This window comes from Anaerotignum sp. (assembly GCF_051877975.1).
In the GTDB taxonomy this organism is placed as follows: domain Bacteria; phylum Bacillota; class Clostridia; order Lachnospirales; family Anaerotignaceae; genus Anaerotignum_A.
The window spans coordinates 1-17,525 of sequence record NZ_JBJEJK010000048.1 but is presented as its reverse complement, the minus strand read 5'-3'; the positions used below and the strand labels follow the sequence as shown (position 1 = coordinate 17,525).

General features: G+C 45.4%; 21 protein-coding genes, 2 tRNA genes and 1 pseudogene. 18 read left to right on the top strand and 6 right to left on the bottom strand.

Going from position 1 to position 17,525, the window contains the following annotated elements; genetic code table 11:
• The first annotated feature begins 9 nt into the window (after positions 1 to 9).
• The 3 genes from purD to ACI39P_RS07585 all read left to right on the top strand — a co-directional run bounded on the left by purD (position 10) and on the right by ACI39P_RS07585 (position 6,148).
• Positions 10 to 1,272, top strand: a complete 1,263-nt coding sequence (gene purD / locus ACI39P_RS07595) for a phosphoribosylamine--glycine ligase (protein ID WP_439720063.1) — start codon at positions 10 to 12, stop codon at positions 1,270 to 1,272.
• Positions 1,273 to 1,274: 2 nt separating this feature from the next.
• Positions 1,275 to 4,967, top strand: a complete 3,693-nt coding sequence (locus ACI39P_RS07590; RefSeq protein WP_439720062.1) for a phosphoribosylformylglycinamidine synthase — start codon at positions 1,275 to 1,277, stop codon at positions 4,965 to 4,967.
• 143 nt (positions 4,968 to 5,110) lie between these two features.
• Positions 5,111 to 6,148 carry an aminotransferase class I/II-fold pyridoxal phosphate-dependent enzyme gene (locus tag ACI39P_RS07585; RefSeq protein ID WP_439720061.1) on the top strand — a complete coding sequence of 346 codons (1,038 nt, stop codon included), beginning with the start codon at positions 5,111 to 5,113 and terminating at the stop codon, positions 6,146 to 6,148.
• A 164-nt stretch (positions 6,149 to 6,312) separates the two neighbouring features.
• Here ACI39P_RS07585 and ACI39P_RS07580 read toward each other — a convergent pair whose 3' ends face one another.
• On the bottom strand, positions 6,313 to 7,905 hold the full coding sequence (locus ACI39P_RS07580) for a peptide chain release factor 3 (RefSeq protein ID WP_439720060.1): 1,593 nt from the start codon (positions 7,903 to 7,905) through the stop codon (positions 6,313 to 6,315).
• A 234-nt stretch (positions 7,906 to 8,139) separates the two neighbouring features.
• Between ACI39P_RS07580 and ACI39P_RS07575 the strand changes: the two genes are divergently transcribed.
• From ACI39P_RS07575 to ACI39P_RS07565, 3 genes are all read left to right on the top strand, one after another.
• Positions 8,140 to 8,514: a RidA family protein gene (locus ACI39P_RS07575; RefSeq protein ID WP_016408489.1), complete on the top strand. Its 375-nt coding sequence runs from the start codon at positions 8,140 to 8,142 to the stop codon at positions 8,512 to 8,514.
• A 152-nt stretch (positions 8,515 to 8,666) separates the two neighbouring features.
• Positions 8,667 to 8,740: transfer RNA gene (locus ACI39P_RS07570), tRNA-Pro, on the top strand.
• 119 nt (positions 8,741 to 8,859) lie between these two features.
• Positions 8,860 to 8,933: transfer RNA gene (locus ACI39P_RS07565), tRNA-Pro, on the top strand.
• A 324-nt stretch (positions 8,934 to 9,257) separates the two neighbouring features.
• Here the strand turns inward: ACI39P_RS07565 and ACI39P_RS07560 are convergent.
• The 3 genes from ACI39P_RS07560 to ACI39P_RS07550 all read right to left on the bottom strand — a co-directional run bounded on the left by ACI39P_RS07560 (position 9,258) and on the right by ACI39P_RS07550 (position 11,352).
• Positions 9,258 to 9,755 carry a hypothetical protein gene (locus ACI39P_RS07560; protein WP_439720059.1) on the bottom strand — a complete coding sequence of 166 codons (498 nt, stop codon included), beginning with the start codon at positions 9,753 to 9,755 and terminating at the stop codon, positions 9,258 to 9,260.
• Between the two features lie 483 nt (positions 9,756 to 10,238).
• On the bottom strand, positions 10,239 to 10,703 hold the full coding sequence (locus ACI39P_RS07555; protein WP_439720058.1) for a hypothetical protein: 465 nt from the start codon (positions 10,701 to 10,703) through the stop codon (positions 10,239 to 10,241).
• A gap of 277 nt (positions 10,704 to 10,980) precedes the next feature.
• Positions 10,981 to 11,352 carry a helix-turn-helix domain-containing protein gene (locus ACI39P_RS07550; RefSeq protein ID WP_439720057.1) on the bottom strand — a complete coding sequence of 124 codons (372 nt, stop codon included), beginning with the start codon at positions 11,350 to 11,352 and terminating at the stop codon, positions 10,981 to 10,983.
• A 150-nt stretch (positions 11,353 to 11,502) separates the two neighbouring features.
• Here ACI39P_RS07550 and ACI39P_RS07545 point away from each other — a divergent pair, with 150 nt between their 5' ends.
• The gene (locus ACI39P_RS07545) at positions 11,503 to 11,646 is read left to right on the top strand and encodes a hypothetical protein (protein WP_439720056.1); all 144 of its coding nucleotides are present in this window, start codon (positions 11,503 to 11,505) and stop codon (positions 11,644 to 11,646) included.
• A 529-nt stretch (positions 11,647 to 12,175) separates the two neighbouring features.
• Positions 12,176 to 12,370 (top strand): hypothetical protein, encoded by a 195-nt coding sequence (locus ACI39P_RS07540; protein ID WP_439720055.1) that lies wholly within the window; start codon positions 12,176 to 12,178, stop codon positions 12,368 to 12,370.
• On the opposite strand, the gene ACI39P_RS07535 is transcribed toward ACI39P_RS07540, so the two are convergent.
• Positions 12,336 to 12,671: a hypothetical protein gene (locus ACI39P_RS07535; protein WP_439720054.1), complete on the bottom strand. Its 336-nt coding sequence runs from the start codon at positions 12,669 to 12,671 to the stop codon at positions 12,336 to 12,338. The two genes, ACI39P_RS07540 and ACI39P_RS07535, sit on opposite strands and share 35 nt — an antisense overlap.
• 76 nt (positions 12,672 to 12,747) lie before the next feature.
• Between ACI39P_RS07535 and ACI39P_RS07530 the strand changes: the two genes are divergently transcribed.
• Complete coding sequence (locus ACI39P_RS07530) at positions 12,748 to 12,975, top strand: hypothetical protein (protein ID WP_439720053.1); 228 nt, start codon at positions 12,748 to 12,750, stop codon at positions 12,973 to 12,975.
• Here the strand turns inward: ACI39P_RS07530 and ACI39P_RS07525 are convergent.
• Positions 12,963 to 13,217, bottom strand: a complete 255-nt coding sequence (locus ACI39P_RS07525) for a hypothetical protein (protein ID WP_439720052.1) — start codon at positions 13,215 to 13,217, stop codon at positions 12,963 to 12,965. The genes ACI39P_RS07530 and ACI39P_RS07525 overlap by 13 nt on opposite strands.
• Positions 13,218 to 13,285: 68 nt before the next feature.
• Between ACI39P_RS07525 and ACI39P_RS07520 the strand changes: the two genes are divergently transcribed.
• The 9 genes and pseudogenes from ACI39P_RS07520 to ACI39P_RS07480 all read left to right on the top strand — a co-directional run.
• Positions 13,286 to 13,492 (top strand): hypothetical protein, encoded by a 207-nt coding sequence (locus ACI39P_RS07520; protein ID WP_439720051.1) that lies wholly within the window; start codon positions 13,286 to 13,288, stop codon positions 13,490 to 13,492.
• Positions 13,493 to 13,648: 156 nt separating this feature from the next.
• Positions 13,649 to 13,876 (top strand): helix-turn-helix domain-containing protein, encoded by a 228-nt coding sequence (locus tag ACI39P_RS07515; protein WP_439720050.1) that lies wholly within the window; start codon positions 13,649 to 13,651, stop codon positions 13,874 to 13,876.
• Positions 13,877 to 13,919: 43 nt separating this feature from the next.
• Complete coding sequence (locus ACI39P_RS07510) at positions 13,920 to 14,183, top strand: hypothetical protein (protein WP_439720049.1); 264 nt, start codon at positions 13,920 to 13,922, stop codon at positions 14,181 to 14,183.
• A gap of 19 nt (positions 14,184 to 14,202) precedes the next feature.
• A complete protein-coding gene (locus tag ACI39P_RS07505; protein WP_439720048.1) occupies positions 14,203 to 14,412 on the top strand; it encodes a hypothetical protein in 210 nt (69 codons plus the stop codon).
• A gap of 5 nt (positions 14,413 to 14,417) precedes the next feature.
• Positions 14,418 to 14,867, top strand: coding sequence for a single-stranded DNA-binding protein (locus tag ACI39P_RS07500; protein ID WP_439720047.1), 450 nt, complete (start codon positions 14,418 to 14,420; stop codon positions 14,865 to 14,867).
• A 38-nt stretch (positions 14,868 to 14,905) separates the two neighbouring features.
• Positions 14,906 to 15,532 (top strand): hypothetical protein, encoded by a 627-nt coding sequence (locus ACI39P_RS07495; protein WP_439720046.1) that lies wholly within the window; start codon positions 14,906 to 14,908, stop codon positions 15,530 to 15,532.
• 421 nt (positions 15,533 to 15,953) lie between these two features.
• Positions 15,954 to 16,781 carry a Gp49 family protein gene (locus tag ACI39P_RS07490; RefSeq protein ID WP_439720045.1) on the top strand — a complete coding sequence of 276 codons (828 nt, stop codon included), beginning with the start codon at positions 15,954 to 15,956 and terminating at the stop codon, positions 16,779 to 16,781.
• Between the two features lie 118 nt (positions 16,782 to 16,899).
• Complete coding sequence (locus ACI39P_RS07485) at positions 16,900 to 17,130, top strand: helix-turn-helix domain-containing protein (protein WP_439720044.1); 231 nt, start codon at positions 16,900 to 16,902, stop codon at positions 17,128 to 17,130.
• A gap of 4 nt (positions 17,131 to 17,134) precedes the next feature.
• Positions 17,135 to 17,525: pseudogene (locus ACI39P_RS07480) on the top strand (site-specific DNA-methyltransferase); the annotation flags it as partial.

The window sequence follows — 17,525 nt, the reverse complement described above, 5'->3', positions numbered from 1 at the left end:
GACGAACAAATGAAGGTTATGGTAGTCGGTGGTGGCGGCAGAGAACACGCTATCATCAAAAAAATCAAAGAAAATCCTCAGGTAACAGAGCTGTACGCACTGCCCGGCAACGGCGGCATTGCTAAGGATGCCATCTGCGTAGATATCGGTGCAAAGGATATGGAAGGCGTTGTGGCCTTCGCAAAGGAAAAAGCCATTGATTTCGCAGTGGTTGCACCCGATGATCCTCTGGTGCTGGGCATGGTAGATGCCCTGAATGCCATCGGTATTCCCTGCTTCGGTCCCGATAAAAAAGCGGCGATCCTGGAAGGCAGTAAGGTTTTCTCCAAAAATCTGATGAAAAAATATGGTATTCCTACAGCGGCTTATGAAGTTTTTGACGACATGGAAAAAGCATTGGCATATCTGGAAACAGCGCCTCTGCCTACAGTAATCAAGGCGGATGGGCTGGCGCTGGGCAAGGGCGTTATCATTGCTGAAACAAAGGAAGCGGCCCAGGATGCCGTACGTTCCATGATGGCAGAAAAGGTATTCGGCGCCAGTGGTGACCATATCGTCATCGAAGAATTTATGACAGGCCCCGAAGTTTCCGTTCTGGCATTCACAGACGGTAAAACCATGGTTCCTATGGTTTCCGCTATGGACCATAAGAGAGCTTTGGATGGGGATAAGGGCCTGAATACAGGCGGCATGGGCACCATTGCCCCCAACCCCTATTTCACAGAAGCAGTGGCAAAGGAATGTATGGAGAAGATTTTCGTTCCCACTATGGAAGCCATGAACGCAGAAGGCCGCACCTTCAAGGGTTGCCTGTTCTTTGGCCTGATGATCACACCCAATGGCCCTAAGGTGATCGAATATAACTGCCGTTTCGGCGACCCTGAAACACAGGTGGTACTGCCCCTGCTGGAAAGCGACCTGCTGACCATCATGCAGGCTGTGGCAGAAGAAAAACTGGCAGATGTGGAAGTAAAATTCAGCGATAAGGCTGCTTGCTGTGTTATTATGGCTTCCGCAGGCTATCCCCAGAGCTATGAAAAAGGCTTCGAGATCACATTGCCCGCAGAGGATAAGCTCATTTTTATCGCCGGCGCGAAAGAAGCTGATGGTAAGCTGCTGACCAACGGCGGCCGTGTGCTGGGCGTGACAGAAATCGCAGATACACTGCCCGAAGCCATCAAAAAAGCGTATGAAAGCGTAAAAACAGTAACATTTGAAAACGCATTTTATAGAAACGATATTGGTAAAAAAGCCCTTGCGGCGGAGGTATAACCATGGTTTATAGAATTTATGTGGAAAAGAAACAGGGGTTGGCTGCGGAAGCAGCTTCCCTGAAAGGCGATATCATCAATCTGTTGGGCATCAAAGGCCTGACAGATCTGCGCCTTTTGAACCGTTACGATGTGGAACACATCGATAAAGAACTGTTTGATTACTGCAAACAGACTGTATTTTCCGAACCTCAGCTGGATGATCTGAGAGAGGAGATCCCTGCTGATGGTGCGGCTGTGTTCGCTGTGGAATATCTGCCTGGTCAGTTTGACCAAAGAGCAAATTCCGCTGCGGAATGTATCCAGATCATTTCCAAACAGGAAAGACCTCTGGTAAAAACAGCCAAGGTTTATGTTCTCTACGGCACGCTGACAGAAGATGATGTGGATGCCATCAAAAAATATCTCATCAACCCCGTAGAATCCAGAGAAGCAACACTGGATGCCTTTGATACACTGGATGTAAAATATGAAATTCCTACAGAGGTTGCAACGGTAGATGGTTTCCGTGGGCTGGATGAAACAGCCCTGATGGCTTTCATCAAAGATAATGGCCTGGCGATGGATCTGGATGATATCAAGGTTTGCCAGAATTATTTCCTGAGCGAACAGAGAGACCCTACCATCACAGAAATCAAGATGATTGATACCTATTGGTCCGATCATTGTCGTCATACGACATTCCTGACAACCATCGACAGCATCAAATTTGAAGATGAAGTGCTGCAGGCAGCTTATAACGAATATCTGGCAACCAGAGCAGCCATCGGCAGAACAAAACCCATCAACCTGATGGATATGGGTACTATCGTTGCCAAATTCCTGAAACAGGAAGGCAAGCTGGATAAACTGGATGAATCCGAAGAGATCAATGCTTGCACTGTAAAAATCGATGTTGACGTAGAGGGCGAAACACAGAAATGGTTGCTGCTGTTCAAAAATGAAACCCACAACCACCCTACAGAGATCGAACCCTTCGGCGGCGCGGCAACCTGCGTGGGCGGTGCCATTCGTGACCCTCTGAGCGGCCGTTCCTATGTTTACGCGGCCATGCGTGTGACAGGTGCAGGCAACCCTCTGACACCCGTTTCCGAAACTATGCGCGGCAAACTGCCTCAGCGTACTATCGTGACAACCGCTGCCGCTGGTTATAGCTCCTACGGGAACCAAATTGGTCTGGCAACAGGGCAGGTAGATGAACTGTACCATGATGGCTATGTAGCAAAGAGAATGGAAATCGGTGCGGTTATCGCAGCGGCTCCTGCGGAAAATGTGCGCAGAGAACGCCCTGTAGACAGTGATATCGTTATCCTGCTGGGCGGCAGAACAGGCCGTGATGGCTGCGGCGGTGCCACAGGCTCCTCTAAATCCCATACACTGGAATCTCTGGAAAGCTGCGGCGCAGAAGTACAGAAGGGGAACGCTCCCGAAGAAAGAAAACTGCAGAGATTGTTCCGGAACCCCGAAGCATCCAAGCTTATCAAACGTTGCAATGACTTTGGTGCCGGCGGTGTTTCCGTTGCCATCGGCGAACTGGCAGATGGTCTGGAAATCGACCTGAACGCAGTACCGAAAAAATATGACGGTCTGGACGGCACAGAACTGGCAATTTCCGAATCTCAGGAAAGAATGGCAGTTGTGGTTGCTGCGGCAGATGTAGAACGCTTCAAAGAACTGGCTTACGCAGAAAACCTGGAAGCAACCGTAGTTGCCAGAGTGACAGAAAAGCCTTATCTGGTCATGAACTGGAACGGTAAAAATATCGTAAATATCTCCCGTGAATTCCTGGATTCCAACGGTGCGGAAAAACATATCGATATCACACCTGCGGCTCCTCAGCCTTTCGCAAAGGAAATTCCTTCGGATTTCAAGAAAGGCTATCTGGAACTTGCACAGGATTTGAATGTATGCTCCAAGAGAGGCCTTTCCGAACGTTTCGACTCCACCATCGGTGCCGGCACAGTTCTGATGCCTTTCGGCGGCAAAAATCAGAAAACACCCATTCAGGCTATGGTAAATAAGGTATCCGTAGAAAAACAGGATACTACCACCTGTTCCCTGATGGCTTGGGGCTACAACCCCTTCATCGCGGAAAAGAGCCCTTACCACAGCGCATATCTGGCAGTTGTGGAATCCGTTGCAAAGCTGGTGGCAACAGGCGCAAAATTTGAAGATGTATACCTGTCCTTCCAGGAATACTTCGAAAAACCTATGAAAGACGGCAAACGCTGGGGCAAACCTCTGGCGGCTCTGCTGGGTGCATTCATGGCGCAGAAGGGTCTGGAGATCGCTGCTATCGGCGGCAAGGACTCCATGAGCGGTACTTTTGAACATATCGACGTACCTCCCACACTGGTATCCTTCGCGGTGACAACAGACAATATCAACAACATCATTTCTCCTGAATTCAAAGGCGAAGGCCATAAAGTGGTTCTGGTGAAACCTGAATATGATAAAGACGGTCTGCCTACTACAGACAGCCTGAAGAAGGTATTCGATGTCGTAACCGGTCTGATGAGAGACGGCATGGTTGCAGCGGCTTATACACCTACTTACGGCGGCGTGGCAGAAGCTATTTTGAAAATGACAATGGGGAACGATATCGGCTTTACTTATGCCGACGGCGTAAGCAAAGAAGATATCTTCGGCTATCACTATGGCGCATTCGTTCTGGAACTGACAGCAGAAGCAGAAGCGGGCATCCTGTTGGGTACCACAGGCGGCAGTGCCATTGTTTGCGGCGGAGAAAGCATTGCTTTGGAAGAAATCTTCGCAGCTTATGAAAATAAACTGGAAGAAATCTATCCCATGCATGCCGCAGCTGAGGAAAAAGCAGAAATCCCTGCATTCACAACAAAAGCAGAAGGCATTACATATAAAGCAGCGGCACCCGTTGCAAAGCCCCGTGTGCTGATTCCCGTATTCCCCGGCACAAACTGCGAATTTGACTCTGCAAAGGCTGTAGAACGGGCTGGCGCAAAGGCGGAAATCTTCGTCATCAACAACCTCTCTGCGGCAGGCATCGCAGATTCCATCGAACGCTTCGCAAAAGAAGTGAAACAGTCTCAGACGATCTTCATCCCCGGCGGTTTCTCCGGCGGTGACGAACCCGATGGTTCCGGTAAATTCATTACAGCCTTCTTCCGCAACCCTGAAATCAAGGAAGCGGTAATGGCGCACCTGAAGGAAAGAGATGGTCTGATCTGCGGTATCTGTAACGGTTTCCAGGCATTGATCAAGCTGGGCCTGGTGCCTTACGGTGAAATCATCGATACAGATGAAACCTGCCCGACGCTGTCCTACAATACCATCAGCAGACACCAATCCAAGATCGTTCGTGTGAGATTGGCAACAGAAAAATCTCCTTGGCTGACAAATGTAAAAGCCGGCGATATCTTCAGCGTACCAATTTCCCATGGGGAAGGCCGTATCCTGATGGAAGATAAACTGGTACAGGAACTGGCGGCAAAGGGTCAGATTCTGACACAGTATGTAGATGAAAAGGGTCTGCCTACCAACGATATCCAGTTCAACCCCAACGGCTCCACTTATGCCATCGAAGGTCTGATCTCTCCCGATGGCCGTGTCATCGGTAAGATGGGCCATGCAGAACGTATCGGTGATGGTCTGTATCAGAATGTAGCAGGCAACTATGATATGAAACTGTTCAAATCTATGGTAGATTATTTTAAATAAGAAATCCTGAAAAGAGGCGGTGCAGACTGCCTCTTTTTGTATGATGAATCATTGGAATGTTGCGGAGAAAGAGTATCCGTGATATCCTATGAACATGATAAAAATTTTGCATAATAAAAGTTGAGATTTAGGAGGATAAAGAGATGATTCGGTTTGAATGTGACTATGCAGAAGGCATGCACCAGAGAATTCTGGACAGACTGATGGAAACAAATATGGAGCAGACAGCAGGTTATGGTATTGACCCTCATTGTGACCGTGCGCGAGAGCTGATCAAGCAGGCCTGTGGCAGGGAAGATGTGGATGTGCATTTCCTGGTGGGCGGTACCCAGACAAATATGACCGTGATCGCGGCAACACTGCGCCCCTATCAGGGCGTTTTCTGTGCCGATACAGGCCATTTGAATGTCCATGAAACAGGTGCCATTGAAGCCACCGGTCATAAGGTTATCGTTTTGCCTACCACAGAGGACGGCAAGCTGACGGCAGAAGCCATTCAGGCAGGCTACGATGCCCACTGGGGCGATGAAACCCATGAGCATATCGTACAGCCCGGCATGGTATATATCTCCCAATCCACAGAGGATGGCACCACATACACAAAGGCAGAGTTGGAAGCCATTAGTGCGACTTGCCGCAAATGTGGTCTGCCTTTGTTCATCGACGGCGCAAGATTGGGCTATGCTCTGGCGGCAGAAGGCTGCGATTACACACTGAACGATATTGCCAATTTGGCGGATGTATTCTATATCGGCGGTACAAAGGTCGGCGCTATGATGGGGGAAGCCGTTGTTATCGTAAATCCTGCGTTGAAAAGAGATTTCCGTTATATGATTAAGCAGAGAGGGGGCATGCTGGCAAAGGGCAGATTGCTGGGTATCCAGTTTGAAACATTGTTCGAGGATGGCCTGTATTTTGAAGTGGCAAAGCATGCCGACGATCTGGCCATGCAGATCCGCAGAGCCTTTGAAGCAAAGGGCATCAAAATGCTCTTCGATTCCAAGACAAATCAGCAATTTCCTATCTTGCCTAATGATGTGATGGAAAAACTGGCGGAAAAATATGCCTTCTCCTTCTGGACAAAGGTGGGGGATAGCCATACTGCCGTTCGCTTCTGCACAAGCTGGGCGACAAAAGAAGAAAATGTGGCTGAATTGCTGAAAGATATTGAGAATATCTAATTTTATTCAGAGATAAAAGAAACCCCGATTGCATTTATGAATTGCAGTCGGGGCTTTTTATTTCTCGATATAATGATTTTTCTTTGCAAAAGCGAATGCTTTTGCGTATCAGGTCAAGGGCATGATGCCCTTGCAGGGGTGTTGGGGACAGCGTCCCCAAGGTCTTAGCCTTCCAGATGTTCTGTATCATCCACATCCAAGGCTTCAACCAGCTTCACCTCGGGGTTCTTCTGCATGAAATTGTTCAGAGTATACTGGTTTGCGAACAGCAGGATGGGGCGTTCAAAGTGGTCATATACCAACGTGCTTCTTGCTACTACGTAATCCTTTACATCCTTGGGAGAACCGGGCGCCACCCAGCGGGCAACCTGATATTCCAAAGGCTCCATACGGATTTCGGAATTGTATTCATTCAGCAGTCTGTATTGGAATACTTCAAACTGCAGCTGACCAACAGCACCTAGGATCACATCGTTGAATTCATTGTGATAAACCTGAATGGCACCTTCTTGGGCCAGCTGCTGTACGCCTTTCTGGAACTGTTTTGCCTTCAGGGAGTTTACAGGACGTACACGGCAGAACAATTCAGGAGGGAAGGTGGGCAGAGGCTCGAAGAAGAGCTTTTCCTTCCGGTCTGTCAGGGTATCGCCAATCTGAAAGTTGCCGCTGTCATAGATACCAATGATATCGCCTGCAATGGCTGTCTCTACTGTTTCACGGTCATTTGCCATCAGGTGGGTGGATTGGCTCAGCTTCATCTGCTTGCCTGTTCTGGAGAGGGTTACATTCATACCACGGTTAAAAGTGCCGGAGCAGATGCGGAAGAACGCCAACCTGTCCCGATGGGCAGGGTTCATGTTCGCCTGAATTTTGAAGATGAAGCCGCTGAAGAATTCGTCAGTAGGTTTTACTTCGCCGGTGGTCGTTTTTCTGACACCAGGGGCAGGGGACCATTCTAGGAAATGATGCAGGAAAGGTGTGATGCCGAAATCTGCCAGAGCGGAGCCGAAGAATACAGGAGACAGCTTACCGTCTTTGATGGCTTGCAAATCGAAAGGATTGCCTGCACCGTCCAGCAGTTCCATTTCACTGCGGAGAATGTCCAGATTTGCGTCGGAGATGACACCTTCCAGCGTATCGCCAAATACGCCGTTGGCACCCAGTTCCACAACGCCGTTTTTCTGTTTATACAGGTAAACTTTATTTTCCAGTCTGTCATAAATGCCTTCAAAGGTGAGACCGTTGCCGATGGGCCATGTGACCGCTGTAGAGGGCAGACCTAATGCATCCTCCAAATCAGCCATACAATCCAGAGGATCTTTGGACTGGCGATCCAGCTTGTTGATGAAGGTGAAAATGGGGATCTCCCTCATGCTGCAGACTTTAAACAGTTTTACAGTTTGAGCTTCCACACCTTTTGCCGCGTCGATGACCATAACGGCGCTGTCTACAGAGGTCAGGATACGATAAGTATCTTCACCGAAGTCATTATGACCGGGGGTATCCATGATGGAAACCACTTTGCCGTCATATTCAAACTGCATGACGGAGGAAGTAACAGAGATACCTCTCTGTTTTTCAATTTCCATCCAGTCACTTTTTGCAAATTTGTTTTTGCCTCTTGCTTTTACTGTGCCGGCTTCCCGGATCGCACCGCCGTGCAGCAGCAGTTTTTCTGTCAATGTTGTTTTCCCTGCGTCGGGGTGGGAAATGATCCCGAAGATACGACGCTTTTGAATCGCTTCTGCGTTGCTCATATATTTCTTCCTTTCGTTTATAGAATGGTTTTTCTTATATTATTGTGAAATGCACACTATTTTTATTTTACCTGAATTTCAGTAAAAATGGAATATAAAGATGAGGAAAAAGTAAAAAGAATGAAAAATTTTGTGTTTCTGGAGAAAATACATTGACTGAATAATGTCTTTGGATTAAAATAGATACGTTAGGTAAACCGAACAAAAGTATTATTTTTTTTGGAGGTAATGAAAATGAAATTTACAAGCACAGATAAAGCACCCGCAGCTTTGGGCCCCTACTCCCAGGCAGTTTCCGTAAATGGTCTGCTGTTCACATCCGGCCAGATTGCTCTGGATCCTGCAACAGGCGAAATCGTTGGTTCCGATGTTCAGGCACAGGCTGAACAGGTTTGCAAAAACCTGGCTGCAGTTCTGGAAGCAAACGGCCTGACATTTACAGACGCTGTAAAAACAACATGCTTCCTGGCTGATATGGGCGACTTCGCTGCATTCAACGAAGTTTACGGCAAATACTTCACAGGCAAACCCGCACGTTCCTGCGTAGCAGTAAAAACACTGCCCAAGAACGTTCTGTGTGAAGTTGAAGTAATCGCGGAAATGAAGTAAGAAACTTAAAATAAGTCTCTGCTTTTGCAGAGACTTATTTTTTTGAAAAGATTAAATTTGTTCTTAAAAAAATACAAAAGAATATTGTTGACAGTTGGAATATCCTGTGTTATTATATAGAAGTCGCTGAACGAAAGCGGTAAAGAAAATATCGAGGCGTGGCTCAGCTTGGTAGAGCGCTACATTAGGGATGTAGAGGTCGCAAGTTCAAATCTTGTCGCCTCGATTTTTTTTGAAAAGATTTTCTTTGCCAGAAAAAAATTGAAAGAAAGATAAAAAAATAATTGACAGAGATTTAATCTTGTGTTAATATAAATGAGCCGCTGAACGAGCGGCGAAAAATGTCGAGGCGTGGCTCAGCTTGGTAGAGCGCTACATTAGGGATGTAGAGGTCGCAAGTTCAAATCTTGTCGCCTCGATTGGAAATTAAGAGTCCGAAAACGTTGAAAAATCAAGGTTTTCGGATTTTTTATTTTATTTTTTTTGCAGAGTTATTTTGTTTTTTAACGCATTTTATTTTAAAAATAACGATATTTTTCAAGTCAGTTATCAAGTCAAGTGTTTTGGAAATGAGTTTGTTGGCAAAAAGAGGATAAAAAAACAGGGGAAGCAAAAAAATGAGGCGTTTTTGGAACGTCTCTTTTTTCTTGCCGGAAAAAACAAGTTTTAGTCAAAATAAAATCCCCGCAGCCGTTGATTTTACTGGCGTTGCGGGGATGGTGACAAGTCAAAAACAAGTCAGATTATTTCTTCTGCAAAAGCTCTTGGAGCAGGTGATTTTTAATATCTGTGATATGCTGGCGGAAGAAGTTTGGATTGCTGTTTTCCCATGAGAGAATACGCCTGAGTTTTCTTTCTAATTCCGCTAATAATTTTTTGTTTTTGATTATATAAATTTTTTTGGTATGTCTATCAAGATATTCTCTTTCGATATGAGAAGCGGTGATAGGAACGGCATCACTGATGAAAAATATGGACTTGACATTTGTGTTGCCAAGATGATAGAAACAAGAGCCAATATTATCATCCGGACGAGAGAGAAAGCTTTGGATTCTTTTTTTTGCTTTTTCATCACGGTGATCCCAGTTTCCAACAGGAATTGCCCAAAAGAGATCATCATTTTCGTTGGATTTTAAAAGACATACCAGAGGGCGTTCTTTTGAATCGTTCCATTCACCGCCAAGAGAGCGAATCATTTGATAAAAAGAATCTTTTCCGAAATACATACCATTTTGAATCATAAAAACTCCTATCTATGTAAAAGCCCTATAGAAAGAATCTATAGGGCAGGCAATGTTTTTTTGTCCCACATTGCGAAGGGTATTTGTCTCTGGCAATGTTTTTTTGTCCCACATTGCGAAGGGTATTTGTCTCTGACAATGTTTTTTTGTCCCACATTGCGAAGGGTAAGAAGATAATTCTCTTCTTGATTCTATTATACACGTTGCGGAGCAAAATTCTATTAGCAAATATCGACAAAATAGTATATTTTTCTATAAAAAATAATAATTTCAAAAATAATGAAAACCAATAAATCCCCGCAGCCGTTGATTTTACTGGCTTTGCGGGGATATGGTTTAGTCAAAAACAAGTCAGGTTTTTTATCTTTTATTGGTGTGACTTACAGTCCATGAGATTGTTTGATTATTCCGGAAAGAGCTGCTTCTTCATCGGCACGGGATTTTCTAAGATAGATACGATAGAACAAAGAAAATCCTCTTTTTTTAATCATATGGTTTATCAATACAAATAAACAAAATTGTAAGAATAAGGAATACGAAAGAGGCAAGGAAGATCTTCCAGTGTTCTTTATTTCGATAAGCTCGATCTAAATTACATCCATGGATTAAGGCCATAGCAAGTGGAACCAGGAAGATAATGCCTACTACGATACATATAAGTGATGCAAATAAAGCGATTAGGATAAAGCCAAAAGAAATTCCTGAGGATGCAATAATTTCTTTCATATATAAACAGCCGAAAGCAACAAGCGGTATCATAAAACCGATAACACCACTCAGAAATTCTGCGGTTGCACCTAAAGTATCATATTTATTGACTTTTTCTCTATCTCCATCTGTTTTTGTATAAAGATATAGCGTTTTTTCATTTGTGTATACATGGACAGAGCCAAATTCTTCATCATACTCAACTTTGCAATTTTCGTATACTTTTTTATTATTTCCCATATTCAATTCCCCCTTTTCACAAATCATAACATAGGGGGAGGGGGAGGGGAATTGTGGAAAACAGACAAAATTTTCGACAATTTTTTATGCGGAAAGTCATTTGATTTTTTGTTGATATAATGATATTATAAAAACGCGAACAAACGTTCTTGTTATTGAGGGAATGGGGGATAGACATGAGAGAAAAAATTCGGGCTTTGATAGATAGTATACAAGATGAGAATAAATTGATTATTATTTATGAGTTTATAAAAGGACTAACGGGTAAGTGAGACACTTACCCGTTTTTTTTCTGCATTTCGTGATAGATTTTTTTGATTACTTCCCAATCTGTATCGCTGAGTTCCAGAAGGGTAAGAATTAACTGTTTTCGGAAGGTATCATCTTCCCCAATGACTTCGCCGATTTTTTTTGCAAGCTGGGCTTCCATATTCCGTTCAGGATATTTGGGTTCAGCTCCTGTTGTTATCCATTCTTCGTTTACATCAAATTCCTTTGCAATGAGTTTGATTAAATACTCTTTTGCTTCTACTCTACCTAATTCAATGTTACCGATAACATCTCTGGTTGCGCCAATTCTTTCACCAAACTCTTTCTGGGTTAAATGGTTATCTTTTCTGATTTCTTTTATTCTTTCATGGATTTCCATTTTATTCACCTCCTTTACGCAAGTATAACATTTTGAAATGAGTTGGTCAACGGATTTTTTTGAAAAATTTTGCAAAAATGAGTTGACTTACTCAAAATGAAGTGTTATTATGAGTACAACAACGCAGGATATTTGAAAGAAGGTGTTGATATGCGTGAAATGAAAAAAGACAGAACACAGGAAACCATTGACATGGTGAAAAACCTTGACGAGCAAGGAGTTTATCTTCTCCACATGGCGGCACAGACGTTGTTGATTCGCTCTGCTATGGAGAGCCAGAAGGAGGCAGGATAAGAAAAAGCCGCAAAATGCGGCTTAGAAGATTCCTGCTACTATGAGATAGGACGAAGCCCTACTCAGAAACACAAGCAGCAGAACGAAGATTAGAAATCTATATCCTGAGATTTCTCTTGATTCGAGCAAGATTCTCTCTCTTTTTCCGGGTGTGCAATGGGAAAGCAACCGGAAGAGAGAGGATAATGCCATAAGGGCCATAGCCGTGATGACTAAGGCGTAGACAGATACGCTGATAAAAGAAGCGATCAGCAGGGCTACAATCCAAACAAAATTGTAGATGATGCTAACTGAATTTTTGGTACATAGGTACGTTAGCGTATTATCACAATCGGTTGTCAAGCGATTTAGGCTTGCCCTGAGGCGGCTGTTTGAGAGAGTAGCCAAAATGAAAAAAATAAAATTGACACTAAGTAATTTCCAAATCAATATTTTCACCCCCTTTTCTTCGCAAATTGCGACAATTTTATTATAAGGGGATGGTTTGGATATTGCAAGGACAGCAGATGGAGGAGAAGGAGGCAGGGTGATGAATCTGTCTGGTTTTGTAGACGAAGAGCTGCAAAGGGTAGAGGAAATCAAGAAAGATAAAACGCTGCAGGCGATGATCCAGACGAGGGACGACCGGATATCTCGGCTGCAGCGTAAATTGAAGTATTGGCGTTTCATGGCAGCATTATTTTCAGGGACTACAGTTGCTTTATCCATGTTGCTATTGAAATAAGAATAGCGAAAATTGACAAAAGTCGATTGATAAGGTTTTCTCGGCGGCGTGATTTTATAGCTTCTATAATTGCACGGCCTTCTGAGTTTAAATGGAAAATAGTTTGCATTGGGTCGTTTTGTTCGGTTACTTCAATGAAGCGTTGAAGATAATCTTCCAGATGCAGAACTTCTAGCCAATCCTCATATATCAAATCGGCTTTTTGCTCAAACTCTTTTAACATCAAATCACTTTTATAGAGTGCATTTAATAGTTTGAGCTGTTTATCACTTAAGAATATGCCGTTATCGGCGTAGTACATAGAAACCTCTCCTTTCTTTGCTCCATTATAGGAAACTTTTGGGGCAAAGGCAAGGAGAGCAGAAGGAGGCAGGGTGATGGATAAGCGTTTTGAGCATCCCTGGTTTGGGATACTGGCGTGGATCAAAAAAAACGCAGAGGAAAACGGGCTGACGCAGGATGATGCCAGGATAATCATACACAAAACCATTCTGACGATAAGAAAAGAGTTGAAAGTGGGCGGCAATATGACAGACTTGCCAAAGAAGCATATTGCCGCAGCGAAAGAGATTGCAGAAAAGGTTTTAAAGGACTATTCAGGCTGAATTTCATTGATAACCTTTTTCAAAAGGGCAATATCAAGGCAAAGCTGACACAGTTTTCTTGGGCTATCAGAATTTGTATCAGCAGCCATGACATCGACAAAAACGAGATTATTTTCCTTGCAATAGGTTTTATCAAACTGGAGATATCTTCCGGTTATTTCGCAGGGAACATACCCAAAACCATGAAGGTTAATATCTCGCTGCTTATGAGTAATAGGAATTCTGGTAACTTTATCGGACATAAAGATTCCTCCTTTCTTTGCTCCATTATAAAAAACTTTTGGGGCAAAGACAAGGAGAAGAAAGGAGCATGAACATGACAAGAAAGGAACTGCTGCAGACATTTCTGCGAGAGAAGAAACAGAGAGTTTTTGAATGCAGCGCAGACTATGAACACAAAACGGCCAAGAAGGGCTTTGAACAGCAGCACGAGGAGGCGACCATCGCAGTGGACATGCTGGAAGAGATGATCGCCGAGGAAGAGGCGAGGGAAGAGGCGAAGGACATCGCCGGTTAACACAGGTAAAAGGGGCGGGGAACTTCCAAAATACTTGAATGCTCAGAACGCCCCGCAGCAGGGGCAGAACAAAAACAGTAACGAAAAAATATTTCCCCCTTAAAAAATATACACCCCGCCCTTTTTATATATGACAGATCAGAAGGAAGGGAGAACATGAGACCAAGAAAACCGATTGTAATATACAAATCATGGGACGAGCTTCCTTTACTGATTGACGTTGCCGCGCTGAGCATCCTGACGGGACTAGGGAACCAGCGGATTCGGCAGCTTTGCAAAAGCGGTGAACTGCCGGCATTTCAGGTTGGGAAGAAATGGCTGGTAGAAAAGGAAGATTTCATCGCATGGAAGGATAAAAGAAAAACAGTAAACATTGGAGCTTGACAAGAAAGGGTAAACGTTTGGAAAAAGAAAGGAAGATGTTGACATGCCAAAGAAGAAGCCGTTGGAGCTGCCGGAGAAACAGCCGCCCATGGGCGGGCTGCGAGAGGGGCAGAGGGTGCGGCTTATTTATAAGGTGCTTGTTTCTGACGGAGAGAAGAAGAGCATTCAGGAAAGAGTGAGAAACGGCAAGGTTGTTTCGATCTATCCGTACATCTTCGGCGTAAGATGGAAGGATTCCAGATACATAGAGTATTTCGGAAGCTGGATTTTACATTCCACGGGAGCGGAGCGGATGGAGACAGGATAAAGGAAAGGAGGCTTTGGAGATGGGGGCAGAACAGACATTTTGGTGCGCTGTTATCATTGCCTGGCTGGCGGAGACGGGATTTTTCTGCTGGCTGATGGAGAGAAAGGGAAGGCGCATTCAGGCAAACATCAAAAAAGCGGAAGAAAGAAGAAAAGCACACATGAACGATTATTACTGCACGCAGGAGGCGGAGCGGTTATATAACATGAGAAAAGGAGAGGGAGTTTAAGCATTATGAATAAGGTCATTTTGATAGGACGATTGGTGCGGGACCCCGAAGTACGTTACAGCCAGGGGGCAGAACCCCTGGCTGTCGCTCGTTACACGCTGGCGGTGGACAGGCCTATGAAAAAAAACGGTGAAAAAGAGGCGGACTTCATCGGCTGCGTGGCCTTTGGGAAGCTGGGCGAATTTGCAGAAAAATACCTGAAAAAGGGACAGCAGATCGCCATTGCCGGGCGGCTGCAGGTGCGCAGTTGGGACGACAACGAGGGGAAAAAACGCTGGACAACGGAGGTTATCGTTGGGGAGCATTATTTCTGCGGAACGAAGGAGAAGGCTGCGGCGGCACCTGCACCAACAGACGGACAGGCGGCACCTGCACCAACAGACGGACAGGCGGCGCCTGCGGAGGGATTTTACCCCATTGATGAGAGATTAGAGGATGATGATTTACCGTTCTAAACAGAAAAAGACAAAGAGGAAGAAAGGATGCAGGACTTATGATGATTTTGAAATGCAAGGTAACAACACTGGAAGCCATGCTGGGGACAGCCAGCAACAACAAGGAGATTCACAGCGAATTTATTGCCAGCCATGCGCCGGACGCAAAGAGCAGAGAGGAAGAGATTGAGGCTGTTGGCGTGGAGGGCGCCATTGAAAAGAGCATGACGGTTTTCCCCAGAAACAAGGAGGGGGTTCCCATTCTTTGGGACTACCAGATTAAGGGATTTTTCAAGGACGCCTGCGGGGTGCTGCGAAAAATTAAGGGAAGCGAGAGCAGCAAGATTAAGGCTTACAAGAAGGAAATCGACGGTTTGATTTTCATTGACGAAAGGGAGATTCCCATTCGGACGAAGGAGAGCATCCAAAGCTGCCAGCGGCCTTTGCGGGCAAGCACACCCCAGGGGGAAAGAATCAGCCTGGCCAACAGCGAGGAGATTGCCGCAGGGGCAGAAATGGAATTTTCTATCCGCATTATGGAGGACGGGCTTTATAAGGCTGTGAAGGAGTGGCTGAGCTACGGGAAGCTGCGGGGGCTGGGCCAATGGCGCAACAGCGGCAAGGGCAGATTCCGCTGTGAGATTTTGGAGGAAACGAGAGGCAGCTTCGCTGATTTTCTGGAATAAGCCAGGGCGAGGCGTGGCACCGAACGATATGGATAAGCCAGGCAGGGCAGTGATATGATATGCGAAGGATTGGCTGGGTGTTGCATATAACCGACACGCAGAGAGAAGCAAAGGACCAGCGTAGCGCAGCTCAGCTTAGCAACGGAGAGGCTTAGCCAAGAAACGAAACGCGAAGGAATGGCACGGTTTTGAAATGCAAGGGAATTGACAAGCGTAGCAAGGGAAGGGCCGTGCATAGACATGAATCGCAAGGGAAAAGCAAGGCCTGGTTCAGCACAGCAGCGAAATGGAACGGCTGAGAGTAGCAGGGGAAAGGCATAGCAATTAAGGCGGTGCAAAGCAATGGAAAAGCAACGAACCGTTTTGCCGGAAGATGGCTTATGGAAATTTGATATGGAAAAAAGAAAGGATGGAATGAGGAATGAGAAAGTATATTGGCACAAAAATGGTGGAAGCGGAAAAGGCGTTCAAGGTTGGGAATGCGATTTACAGCAACGAGAACAACGAGATTGATGCTTACATGCTTGCGGACGGAGAGGTTGCCCAGATGGGCTACAAGGTGCGGTATCCTGACGGATACGAAAGCTTCAGCCCAAAGGCGGTATTTGAAAAGGCATACCTTCCCTTGGAGGTAAACAAGAAACTGAAAACGGATGCGCCCTCTATCAGCCAGAAGATGGTGGATGATTTTATCAGCCATTACGAAACAAAAACGCTTGGGAACAAGACAACAGTGGTTCGTGCTGTGCTGGTCAACGGGTTTGAAATCGTGGAGAGCAGCAGCTGCGTGAGCGAGGAAAACTATGACGAAAGCATGGGATATGAAATCTGCGTGAAGAAAATCAAGGAAAAAGTATGGTATCTGCTGGGATTTCTGCTGCAGACGGCGGTGCATGGCATTGACTGGAGAGCGGTAGCAGTAGATTTCGTTCCGGAGGTTTTTGCGGAGAAGGCAAGAGACTTGGAAGCGGAGTATGCGGAGCAGGTGGAACAGGAGAAGGCTTGCGAGGAATGCACCGGATGCTGCGACGAATGCAGCGGCGCAGAAGAATATGACAACGCAGACGGCGTATCTATTCATGTGTATGACAGAGAGGAAAGCGTCTGGGCGTCTGTTGTCATTGATGAAAAGGATTGCCACATTAGGGGAAACTGTGAATATTTAACATCAGTCATTTTTGATGCACTGACAAAAGAAATGGAATCGGAGGAAGAATTCCAATGTTCTGGAAATTGCCATAAGGAATAAGGAAATCCGGGGCGGGGAGACCTGCCCCCGGCCCGCCTGGCGGGAAACAAGGGGCTGACTGAATGTCGGTGCTTTGTTTGGCGGCAGGAAAGAAAGGACGGAGAGAGGAGGAAAGAGGATGCCTGACTATCAATATATCGGCAGGAGGATACAGGAAATCCGCCTGCGGAAGGGAATGAGCAAGACGGCATTTTGCGACATGGCTGGGATCACCTATTACACGCTGAGAAATTATGAGACAGGAAAGCAGAAGCCGAAAGCAGAGATTCTATACATGATTGCGAAGGAAACAGGATTTTCGCTGGACTGGATTTATGGACTGAGTAAGCGGGAAAGGTGGAGGGAATAAAAGAATGGGAATAAAGACGGAGCTATACAACGATAATTTTCAAAATTTCAAGAGATACGGAATCCCAAAGGCGCAGCTTGTAATTGCGGATATTCCGTACAACATCGGGACGAATTTCTACGGCAGTAATCCCATGTGGTATAACGGCGGGGACAACAAAAACGGAGAAAGTAAGCTTGCTGGAAAGGCTGCGTTTAATACAGATTTCAATTTCAATATTGCGGAGTATTTTCATTTCTGCAACAGGCTGTTAAAAAAAGAGCCGGAGAAAAGCAACGGAAGAGGAAAATCATCTGATGCGCCATGCATGATTGTATTCTGTAGCTTCGAGCAGATGCCAACGGTTATCAAATATGCGGAAAAGCATGGGTTTAAGCATAATATCCCTCTTTTCT